The organism is Pseudomonas sp. 5Ae-yellow, assembly GCF_014077575.1.
Taxonomy (GTDB): domain Bacteria; phylum Pseudomonadota; class Gammaproteobacteria; order Pseudomonadales; family Pseudomonadaceae; genus Halopseudomonas; species Halopseudomonas neustonica.
Window position 1 is genome coordinate 1 of the sequence record NZ_JACGWE010000064.1, and the last position, 10,643, is coordinate 10,643.

A 10,643-nucleotide genomic window follows, 5' to 3' on the forward strand; every position below is an offset into this window, starting at 1 on the left:
AGAAGGTCAGTTTTTCAGGTACCATTTTGGATAGCGGCTGTTGGTGCTTGGTGAACGGTGTAAGGTCCTGAAACTATAGCACTTTCAGCCGCTTTCTTTTATCCCCTCATGAGAAATCCGGGCTAGCGCCAGCGCGATCTGTTTCTGGCTATCGTCTTTCAATAGATAACCGTTGGCTCCTGCCTGCAACGCCGGAAACAGATGCATATCATCGTCATATATAGTGGCGACTACGAGCAAGGTTGCGGGATACCGTTTGCTACACTGGCGAATGAAGTCAATACCTGAGCCGTCCGGCAGCTGCAGGTCGACCAGACAAAGATCGGGCTGCCCCGATTCCAGTGCTTGCAGGGCGCCATCCAAACGCCCATAAACGCTCAACCGGACCTGAGGCCAAGCCATTAAAATGGCCTCTGCCAACCAGTCCTGAGCATCCTTTTGATCTTCCAGAATCAGGACATCATTCATCACTTCAGCTCGCCTTTACCGGGATATCACATTGCGTCGCCGGGCCGCCATGCAGCGGTGAGCACCAGCAAACCTCTGCACCCAACTCGGCGCAGCGCTGTTGAATACCAAGCAAACCCAGTCCGGCTGTTGGTTATTCAACTAGCGACAGCATCCCTGCGCCATCATTCTGATATTGCAACACAAGCCGATTCGGTTCCACCGATAACTGCACCGAAATAACCTGGGGCTGGGCATGCTTGAATATATTGGTAAGGCATTCGCGCAATATGCGTTAGAGATTACGCTCCTGACGGGGGCTGAGCCGTTGATCCAGAACAGCCTCGTGCAAACTGCATATCCAGCTGTACAACAAACAAACCGGAGCGTTCTCACACCGCCGCTTGCCAGCGCACAAACTCTGCCTTTGCGAGACCTGACAGACAATCCCGGACCAGGTGCCTGAACTGCATCAATACAGGTTTAACTGACGTCTAGCCCGCCCGGCGCAACAAATAAGCGCCTATTACAAATAGCAGCGCTATCGGTAACAGCACCGCAATAAGCGGCGAGAAGCCAAATACCAAGCTCGAGGGCCCGAGCAGGTCCTGCCCTATCTGGAATCCAAAGCCGACCAACACACCGGTAAACAGGCGTTGCCCCATAGTCACCGAGCGCAGGGGGCCAAAAATGAAGGAAATAGCGACAAATACCAGCGCGGCCGTTGCCAATGGCTGGAAGAGCTTTTTCCAGAACGCGAGCCAATAAGGTTTATTGTTCAAGCCCTGATTAGACAAATATTCCTGATATTGCCAGATGCCCTTGAGCGGCAGCACCTCCGGATCAAGCAGGACCACGCGCAACAGATCGCGCGACAAATGAATATTCCACAGATCCTGGAAGGTGGTGAGCACTTCACTCTGGCCATCATCGGCAAAGCGGGTGGTTTGCACGTCTTCCATCAACCAGTCGTTGTCCTGCACGGTAGCGCGGCGCGCAAAGCTGGCCTCCAGCAAATGGCGCTGACCATCAAAGCGATAGCGCGTCACGCCATGCAATACGCCATTGGGCTGCACCGCGTTGATGTGAATGAAGTCTTCACCTTCACGATGCCATAAGCCCTTCGCCTTAACCGCCTCATTACTCCCTTCTGCGATCGCCCGGCGACTTTCTGCCAGATTCTCGGTGTAAGGAGTCACATACTCGCCAACCAATACCCCCAACACCATCAGCACCAACAGAGGCTTCATGACCGAGCCAATGATGCGCGCAATGGAAACACCGGCCGCGCGCATGATGGTCAGCTCCGAGTTGCTGGCCAGGGTGCCCAAGCCCACCAAACAACCGACCAGCGCTGCCAGTGGCAACAAATCATGCAGCCGCCGCGGCACTGTAAGCAGCACGTAAAGCAATGCCTGTACCGGGCCGTAGCCGCCTTCCAGGTCACCCAGCTCATTGATATAGGCGAACAGCAGATCAAGGCCCAGGATTATCGCCAGAACTACCAGAATACTCAGCAACACCGAGTTGCCAATGTAACGATCAAGCTTGCGCATGGGCACCTCCAGTGGCGCGGCTTGGCGCCAGCAGCGCCCGCCAGTTGAGAAGCAAACCAATAGTCAAAAAGAGCCCGTGCACCCACCATAAGCCCAGAACGGCCGGAGTTTTACCCGATTCCATCCAGCCCCGCGCACTGATAAGCAGCGCCAAGTAGGCCATATAGAGCAAAATCGCCGGCAACAGCTTGAGGAAACGCCCCTGACGTGGATTGACTCGCGACAGCGGTACGGCAAAAAAAGCAACGATAGGAACGAGTAACGGAATCGCTATGCGCCATTGCAGCTCAGCGCGCTCATCCAGCCCCGGTTCCTGCAACAACTGGCCGGTCGACATAGCCTCGCGATCTGTCACCTCGGTCTGCACCTCGGGCTTGGGTAGCAAAACGCCGTAGGTATCGTACTCAATGGTACGAAAATCAGGCTGCCCCGGCTGACCTTCGTAGCGAAAGCCCTTATTCAACACCAGGTAGCGGCTACCGTCTGCGTTCAACTCCTGCGTGCCGGTGGCGGCAACCAGAACGCCCAGCTTGGCATCCTCGCCCTCCCCCCGACGCTCGGTAATAAAAATATCTTCCAGCTGAGTGCGATCATCCGACAAGCCACCCGCATAGGTGACCCGCTTACCGCTGCCCAAGGCCTGGAAGCGGCCAGCAGCCAGCGTATCAAACTCGGTCAACGCATCCTGCTGGTTGAACAACTGCTGCGTCTTCAACACCCCGGCAGGCGCAATCCAAAAGCTCAGCAGGCCAACAATCAGCATCACCAGTAACGCCGGCCCCTGGGTGTAACCAATAATCTTGCGATCACTGATACCCGTCGCCGACAGCACCGTCATTTCGCTATCGAGATAAAGTCGACCGTAGGCCAGCAATATCCCGAGGAACATACCCAGCGGCAGAATCAGCACCATAAAGCCCGGCAGGCGATAGGCCATGATCATGAACAAGACGCCGGAGTCGAGTTGGCCGGCGGCGGCCTGAGCCAGGTACTTGATAAAGCGCCCACTCATGATGATCAGCAGCAGTACGCCGCTCACCGCAGCCAGTGTCTGTAAAACCTCACGGCTCAGATAGCGAAAAACAATCACAGATAAGTTCCTTGGCTCGGGGTCTTTAAGGGTCGGCACGAATAGGCCAGAATGCAGGACTGACATGTCTGCCAGCAGCAGCCCGACAGACACCCACGGGATTTAACCCGTATTATCAGTCAATCATCACGATTTGTCTTGGGGAGCACCATGGAGTTCAACGTAAAGCACGGCGCACTGGAAACGATTAAATGCGGCTGTCTGGTGGTCGCGGTCAGTGAAAGCAAAACCCTCAGTGGCCCAGCGGCACAGCTGGACAGCGCCTGCGGCGGGCAAATCAGCGCCGCACTGAAGAGCGGCGACCTCGACGGCAAGGCCGGAAATACGCTGATGCTGTTCGCTCTGCCGGGCATTGCAGCGCAACGCATTTTATTGATTGGCAGTGGTAAAGACGAGGCGCTTAGTGATCGCGCCTGGCGTCGACTAGCGCAAAAAGCCATCACGACCCTGAAAAATGGAGCGGCCAGCGATGCGGTATTTGCCTTCACCAGCCTCCCCGTCAAGGATCGCGACCTGTATGCCCAGACGCGCCTGCTGGTTGAAACCTGCTACGACAATCTTTACCAATTCGATCAGTTCAAAAGCAAGAAGGCCGACAAGCCCAAGCTGAAAAAGGTCGCTCTCTGGTCCGCCGACAAGGCCGATGCCGCCACATTGAAGCTAGCGGTCACCCAGGGCGCAGCGATCGGCGAGGGTATGAACCTGACGCGCACACTGGGCAACCTGCCTGGCAATGTCTGCACGCCAACCTATCTGGCCAAGGAAGCCAAGGCTCTGGCCAAGGCCCACAAGGAGCTGGACGTCGAAGTGCTGGAAGAGAAAGACATGAAGGCGCTGGGCATGGGCGCGCTGCTCTCGGTCAGCGCTGGCAGCGTCGAGCCGGCCAAGCTGATTCGTATCAGCTACCAGGGCGGCAAGGCCAAGGACCAGCCACACGTTCTGGTCGGCAAGGGCATTACCTTTGACACTGGCGGCATCAGCATCAAGCCTGCAGCGACCATGGACGAGATGAAGTACGACATGTGCGGCGCCGCTACCGTGTTTGGTGTGATCAAGGCCATCGTCGCCATGCAGCTGCCGATCAATCTGATTGGTTTGATTGCCTCTGCCGAAAACATGCCCAGCGGCACAGCTACCAAGCCCGGCGACATTGTCACCACCATGTCTGGCCAGACGGTCGAAGTACTCAACACCGATGCCGAGGGACGCCTGGTACTGTGCGATACCCTGACCTACGCTGAGCGCTTCAAGCCTGCCAGTGTGGTCGATATCGCCACCCTGACCGGTGCCTGCATTGTCGCCCTGGGCGGCAATACCTCAGGCCTTATGGGCAACGACGATGACCTGGTGCAGCAGCTGCTGAGTGCCGGCACCCAGGCTAGCGACCGGGCGTGGCAACTGCCGCTGTTCGAGGAGTATCAGGAGCAGCTGGATAGCCCCTTCGCCGACATGGCCAATATCGGCGGCCCCAAAGCCGGGACCATCACCGCAGGCTGCTTCCTCTCGCGCTACGCCAAAGCGTACCGCTGGGCGCATCTGGATATCGCTGGCACGGCCTGGATCAGCGGTGGCAAGGACAAAGGCGCAACCGGTCGCCCAGTACCTTTGCTGACCCAGTACCTGCTTAATCAGGCTGGCTAATGCCAGCAGCGGCAAGCTACAAGCGACAAGCCCAAGGCTCTCGAGGCCTCAGGTCATCACTTGTAGCTTGCTGCTTGAAGCTTAAGGCTACCCTTATGACCCGTATCGACTTCTACCTGCTCAACAGCGCACAGCCAGCTACCCGCTTGCAGTACGCCTGCCGTCTGGCTCACAAGGCCTGGCAAAAGGGCCACCACGTTTACCTGCATTGCCAGGACGAAGCCGCGGCGGAGCAGCTTGATCAACTACTTTGGTCGTTTCGCGAAGAGGCTTTCCTGCCTCATGCCCTGCGCGGCGAAGAAGTAGACGAGCCCGTCGTGTGCGGCTGCGGAGACGATCCCGGTGAGCATAATGACCTGTTGATCAATCTGAGTGACCTGACGCCGGGCTTCTTCAGCCGCTTTGCCCGTCTGGCAGAAATTGTGGTCGAACAGGATGTGGTTCGCGTACCCGCACGCGAGCGCTTCCGTTTCTACCGTGAACGGGGCTATCCTCTACAATCTCATCAGATACGGATAGCAGGATGAATCATGAAGCAGCGCGACCCTTCGGAGCCCTCACGACTGCTGGAAGACCTGGAGTCGATTCGTACCCTGCTCGATGAGCAGAGCGAAGCGCAGCCAACCTCGCCCGATGATCAACTCGACATCCCGCTGCTGCAGGATGTCATTCCCGCGCCCACCGCGCCGCCGGCATCCGGCTCTCATGTAACGCCCCCCTATAGCCTGCCGCCGCGTCCCGCGGACAAGGCACACAACCCCTTTTTGCCGTACGCATCACTGGCCAAATTGGCGGCAGAGCGGATGCAGCTAGACCAGCTGATGTCTGGTGAGGAGCCCCCCCCAGCTCTTTCCGCCACTGCCACCACCGCGCGCGAAGTCCGCATGGAAGCCCGTCTGCAGGCCGAAGCTCAGCTGATTCTGCAGGGCGTGATCGACGACCTGATCCCCACCATCGAAGACGAATTGCGCAAGCGGATGCAGCGCAAACTGCAACAGATAGTGCGTGAGCAGCTGAAATAAGCCTACCGGGCTGGGCCATACCCCCTCCGGACCGCTATAATGGCGGCTTTCTCTGCGCCACATTCGCCAACGGCCAATCGAGCCGTGCGACTGCGCTGATCGCTCATTGATTACCGGATAACCAGTACACCCATGGAAAAGACTTACCAGCCCGACGCCATTGAATCCTCCTGGTACCAGACTTGGGAGCAGAACAACTACTTCGCTCCACAGGGCTCTGGCGAGTCCTACACCATTGCCCTGCCGCCACCGAACGTCACTGGCAGCCTGCACATGGGGCATGGTTTCAACAATTCGATCATGGATGCCCTGATCCGTTTCCGCCGCATGCAGGGTCGCAACACCCTGTGGCAACCGGGAACCGACCATGCCGGTATCGCCACCCAGATGGTTGTAGAGCGTCAACTGGGCGCTCAAGGTGTTAGTCGCCATGACCTGGGGCGGGAAAAATTCCTGGACAAGGTCTGGGAGTGGAAAGAAGAGTCTGGCGGTAATATCACTCGGCAGATTCGTCGCTTGGGCAGCTCAGTGGACTGGAGCCGCGAGCGCTTCACCATGGATGACGGTTTGTCCGAAGCGGTCAAGGAAGCCTTTGTTCGCCTGCATGAAGACGGCCTGATCTACCGCGGCAAGCGGCTGGTCAACTGGGACCCGAAACTGCACACCGCGATCTCCGACCTGGAAGTCGAGAACCATGATGAGCAAGGCTCACTCTGGAATCTGCGCTATCCACTGGCCGATGGTGCCACCACGGCTGATGGCAAGACCTACCTGATTGTTGCCACTACGCGCCCGGAAACTATGCTGGGTGATACCGCCGTAGCCGTTAACCCGGATGATGAGCGCTACCAGGCGTTGATCGGCAAGTTTATCGAGTTGCCGCTGGTTGGTCGCCGCATTCCGATTGTGGGCGATGATTACTGCGATCCCGAGTTTGGCACCGGCTGTGTGAAAATCACCCCCGCCCACGACTTCAACGACTATGAAGTGGGCAAGCGCCACGCCATGCCACTGATCAACATTCTCGACCAGAACGCGGCCGTACTGGCCAAGGCACAGGTCTTCAATATTGATGGCAGCGTCAACAGCGAATTCGATGCCAGCCTGCCGGAGGCCTATGCCGGTATGGATCGTTTTGCCGCGCGCAAGCAGATAGTCGCTGACTTCGACGCGCTTGGCCTGCTCGAAAAGATCGAGCCTCACGCTCTCAAGGTGCCCAAAGGCGACCGCTCCGGTGTGGTCATTGAACCCTGGCTGACCGATCAGTGGTACGTCTCCACCAAACCGCTGGCAGAGCCGGCGATTGAAGCCGTTGAAGATGGCCGCATCCAGTTTGTGCCCAAACAGTACGAAAACATGTATTTCAGCTGGATGCGCGACATCCAGGACTGGTGTATCTCCCGCCAGCTCTGGTGGGGCCACCGCATCCCAGCCTGGTACGACGAGGCTGGCAATGTGTATGTCGGCCGCGACGAGGCCGAAGTGCGCGCCAAACACAACCTGGGCGACGCACCGCTGCGCCAGGACGAAGACGTACTGGATACCTGGTTCAGCTCCGGCCTGTGGACCTTCTCAACCCTGGGCTGGCCCGAACAGACCCAAGCGCTGAAGACCTTCCACCCGACCGACGTGCTGGTCACCGGCTTCGATATCATCTTCTTCTGGGTCGCACGCATGATCATGCTGACCATGCACCTGATGAAGAACGACGACGGTAGCGCGCAGATCCCATTCAAGACGGTTTACGTGCATGGTCTGGTGCGCGACGGCCAGGGCCAGAAGATGTCCAAGTCCAAGGGTAACGTTCTGGACCCGCTGGACATCATCGACGGTATTGATCTGGAGTCACTGGTCAGCAAGCGCACCAGCGGCATGATGCAACCCAAACTGGCCGAAAAGATCGAGAAGCAGACCCGCGCCGAGTTCCCCGACGGCATTGCCGCCTACGGCACCGACGCCTTGCGCTTTACCAACTGCTCGCTGGCCTCTACCGGTCGCGACATCAAGTTCGATATGGGCCGCGTAGAAGGCTACCGCAACTTCTGCAACAAGATCTGGAATGCCACCCGTTACGTCATGATGCAGTGCGAAGACAAGGACTGCGGCGCTGACGGATCACCGGTAGAACTGACGCTGGCCGATCGCTGGATCATCTCTCAGCTGCAGCGCACCGAGGCCGAAGTGACTCGCCAACTCGATCAGTTCCGCTTTGACTTGGCGTCCAACGCGCTCTACGAGTTTATCTGGAACCAATACTGCGACTGGTATCTGGAGCTGTCCAAGCCGGTACTTTGGGACGAGAACGCCTCAGCCGAACGCCAGCGCGGCACCCGCCGCACCCTGGTCCGCGTGTTAGAAGCAGCTCTGCGTCTGGCCCACCCTTTCATGCCCTTCATCACCGAAGAGATCTGGCAGCGCATCGCCCCACTGGCAGGCAAGAGCGGCGCAACCATCATGCTGCAGCCCTGGCCTGAAGCAGACCAGAATCGCATTGACGCCGCCGCCGAGGGCGACGCCGAGTGGCTAAAAGCACTGATTCTTGGCGTGCGCAACATTCGCGGCGAGATGAACGTAGCCCCCGGCAAGGAGCTGGAGCTGCTGCTGCGCAAAGTGGGCAGCGAAGATCAACGCCGCCTGCAGGAAAACGATACCTTCCTGAAGAAGCTCGCCAAGCTGTCCAGCGTGACGGTACTGGCTGAAGGCGAAGAGGCACCGCTGTCGGCTACCGCACTGGTAGGCGAGCTGGAAGTGCTGGTGCCCATGGCCGGCCTGATCGACAAGACCGCCGAGCTGGCGCGCCTGGACAAGGAAATCGGTCGTCTTGAGGGCGAGGTCAAACGCATTGGCGGCAAGCTGTCGAATGCGGGCTTCGTCGATAAGGCCCCACCCGCCGTGATCGATAAGGAACGTGCCAAGCTGGCCGACGCTGAGCAGGCACTGTCCCAGCTGAGCGAACAGCGCAAGCATATCGCCAGCCTGTAAATGCCGCACGGCGCCGATCATGGGATCGGCGCCACCCCATAGCAAGCCACCGCGGGATACCCACTATGCCGATCGACAACAGCATCGTTCACCAGATTCACAAGAAACCGGATGGCCAGCCCGCCAGCCTGACGCTGCGTGACGCCGAGCTGGCCAACTCTGAAGCATTGGAGCAGCTGCTGGCAGGCTTGATCGAGGCCTACAACAGCAAACCCAACAAAGCTTGGGGCTACTTTCACGAAGAGAGCGGCGCCTATCCGTTCAGCGGCTGGTTACAGCAACTGATCGACCAGGATATGGACTTTGTCGGCTTTACCAGCAAAGCCAGCGAACAGCTGAAAACCCTGATGGAAAGCTCCAACCTGGCGCTGGGTGGTCATGTGCTGTTCATCCGCTATCGCCAGGGCATGACTGCGTTTCTGGTCGTCGCCTTGCTGCACCATACCGAAGGCGTCACCGTAACCGAGCAGCTCGACGTCGCCTCAGCGCGTCACCTGGACCTATCCAGTTTGAATATGGCAGCGCGCATCAATCTGACCGAATGGAAGCAGAACGCGACCTCGAAGAATTACATTTCCTTTATCCGCGGGCGCAGCGGCAAGCGCGTGTCGGACTACTTCCGTGATTTTATTGGCTGCGTTGAAGGATCAAACCCGGAAGAGGAAACCAACACGCTACTACAAGCCTTCAGCGACTATGTCGGCGAGGCCTCGATGGAGCCAGAGCTGGTCAAGGACAAAGCCAAGGCCATGACTGGCTACGTCAACAGTCAGACCCGCGCAGGCGAACAGGTTGGATTGGAAGAGCTGTCAGGCGTCATAGATGAAGAACAGCCACGCGCCTTTTACGATTACATCCGCAACAAGGACTATGGCCTGAACCCCGAAATCCCTGCGGACAAGCGCACCCTGAGCAACTTCATGCGTTTCTATGGCAAAGCGGATGGCCTCTCGATCAGCTTCGAATCTCACCTGCTCGGTGAGCGGGTCGAGTACAACGAGAGTGATGACGCGCTCGTCATCAAGCACCCACCCAAGGGCCTGGTACAGCAGCTACGCAACAAAAAGCGCTGAGACTGCATAGCTACACCCTCTGCCGGTGACCTACCGGCAGAGGGTCTCAGCGCTCCAGCATGAAGGTGTCGTACTCGAGACTATCGAGTGCTGATGACAGCCTGAACAGACCAACCAGAGCGCAGATCATCAGCGATACAGTAAAGCCATAGCCGAAGAAGCTCGGCCCCAGCTGCAGCGTTATCAGCGTTAATAAGGCGTTCAACAACACGAAGAGCGCACACAACTCCAAAGCCAGTGCACGCTTGTCGAGATAGAAGAACACATTAAGGAGCGCCATAAATACCACCTGAATACTCACCCCCACCAGATCCACGTAAAACAGCGGCAGGTAGTGACTGGAGATATCCAGCCGATCCAGCAATGCGGGTGCAAAGAGAAACAGCAATAGCACCGTAAGCCCCTGAACCTTGCATATCTCCTGCAACCCCTGACGAATCGAGAGGGTCATCTCGTTTTTCAGCTGGCGAATGTGCTGTAAGGTTTCTCCACCGCGAATCGCAGTAAAGAGGCGGTCGTACCACTCGGCAAAGTCGGTCTCGATACGCACCAGAAACACCGCCATACCCGGAATAATCGCCAGATAGGCCAGAAAAATCGGCAAGTCGTACAGCATGGAGGCGCGCAGCGGCCCGATCACCTGTTCCGAAGTACCGGGATTGAACCAGAAGATAAATTTGTCGATCCAGATGCCAAGGTTATAAAAAAGGTTCATCGCGGATTAGCGGGAATTTAGTAGGGACGGCGGACAAGCTGGGTTAAGTTTGGGTCACCACAACACCAACCAGACCCAACTGCCGCCGTCGCTATGGATGCTAAACTTCTTGACCTC

8 protein-coding genes and 1 pseudogene are annotated in these 10,643 nt (G+C 57.7%); 5 read left to right on the forward strand and 4 right to left on the reverse strand.

From position 1 onward, the window contains the following. Nucleotides 1–84: 84 nt before the first annotated feature. From H4J77_RS18415 to lptF, 3 genes are all read right to left on the reverse strand, one after another. Entirely contained in the window at nucleotides 85–468 is a 384-nt protein-coding gene (locus H4J77_RS18415) for a response regulator (protein WP_182249895.1), read from the reverse strand. A gap of 473 nt (nucleotides 469–941) precedes the next feature. Continuing rightward, nucleotides 942–2,003 carry an LPS export ABC transporter permease LptG gene (gene lptG / locus H4J77_RS18420; RefSeq protein ID WP_123889131.1) on the reverse strand — a complete coding sequence of 354 codons (1,062 nt, stop codon included), beginning with the start codon at nucleotides 2,001–2,003 and terminating at the stop codon, nucleotides 942–944. Continuing rightward, complete coding sequence (lptF, locus tag H4J77_RS18425) at nucleotides 1,990–3,093, reverse strand: LPS export ABC transporter permease LptF (RefSeq protein WP_123889130.1); 1,104 nt, start codon at nucleotides 3,091–3,093, stop codon at nucleotides 1,990–1,992. Before lptF ends, lptG begins: the two co-directional genes overlap by 14 nt. Before the next feature lie 150 nt (nucleotides 3,094–3,243). Here lptF and H4J77_RS18430 point away from each other — a divergent pair, with 150 nt between their 5' ends. The 5 genes from H4J77_RS18430 to yejK all read left to right on the forward strand — a co-directional run bounded on the left by H4J77_RS18430 (nucleotide 3,244) and on the right by yejK (nucleotide 9,811). Next, entirely contained in the window at nucleotides 3,244–4,734 is a 1,491-nt protein-coding gene (locus H4J77_RS18430) for a leucyl aminopeptidase (RefSeq protein ID WP_182249887.1), read from the forward strand. A 95-nt stretch (nucleotides 4,735–4,829) separates the two neighbouring features. Next, a complete protein-coding gene (locus tag H4J77_RS18435; RefSeq protein ID WP_182249889.1) occupies nucleotides 4,830–5,261 on the forward strand; it encodes a DNA polymerase III subunit chi in 432 nt (143 codons plus the stop codon). Between the two features lie 3 nt (nucleotides 5,262–5,264). Next, nucleotides 5,265–5,756, forward strand: a complete 492-nt coding sequence (locus H4J77_RS18440) for a hypothetical protein (protein ID WP_123889127.1) — start codon at nucleotides 5,265–5,267, stop codon at nucleotides 5,754–5,756. A gap of 132 nt (nucleotides 5,757–5,888) precedes the next feature. Beyond that, nucleotides 5,889–8,738, forward strand: coding sequence for a valine--tRNA ligase (locus H4J77_RS18445; protein WP_182249891.1), 2,850 nt, complete (start codon nucleotides 5,889–5,891; stop codon nucleotides 8,736–8,738). A 65-nt stretch (nucleotides 8,739–8,803) separates the two neighbouring features. Further along, on the forward strand, nucleotides 8,804–9,811 hold the full coding sequence (gene yejK / locus H4J77_RS18450) for a nucleoid-associated protein YejK (protein ID WP_182249893.1): 1,008 nt from the start codon (nucleotides 8,804–8,806) through the stop codon (nucleotides 9,809–9,811). 46 nt (nucleotides 9,812–9,857) lie between these two features. On the opposite strand, the pseudogene pelG reads toward yejK, so the two are convergent. Next, nucleotides 9,858–10,520, reverse strand: a pseudogene (gene pelG, locus H4J77_RS18455) (exopolysaccharide Pel transporter PelG); the annotation flags it as partial. Between the last annotated feature and the right edge of the window lie 123 nt (nucleotides 10,521–10,643).

Excerpts from the sequence above, each read along its gene's own strand:
- H4J77_RS18445 (WP_182249891.1), top strand. The coding sequence starts at position 5,889 with ATGGAAAAGACTTACCAGCCCGACGCCATTGAATCCTCCTGGTACCAG.
- H4J77_RS18440 (WP_123889127.1), top strand. The coding sequence starts at position 5,265 with ATGAAGCAGCGCGACCCTTCGGAGCCCTCACGACTGCTGGAAGACCTG.
- H4J77_RS18430 (WP_182249887.1), top strand. The coding sequence starts at position 3,244 with ATGGAGTTCAACGTAAAGCACGGCGCACTGGAAACGATTAAATGCGGC.
- lptG (WP_123889131.1), bottom strand. The coding sequence starts at position 2,003 with ATGCGCAAGCTTGATCGTTACATTGGCAACTCGGTGTTGCTGAGTATT.
- yejK (WP_182249893.1), top strand. The coding sequence starts at position 8,804 with ATGCCGATCGACAACAGCATCGTTCACCAGATTCACAAGAAACCGGAT.
- H4J77_RS18435 (WP_182249889.1), top strand. The coding sequence starts at position 4,830 with ATGACCCGTATCGACTTCTACCTGCTCAACAGCGCACAGCCAGCTACC.
- H4J77_RS18415 (WP_182249895.1), bottom strand. The coding sequence starts at position 468 with ATGAATGATGTCCTGATTCTGGAAGATCAAAAGGATGCTCAGGACTGG.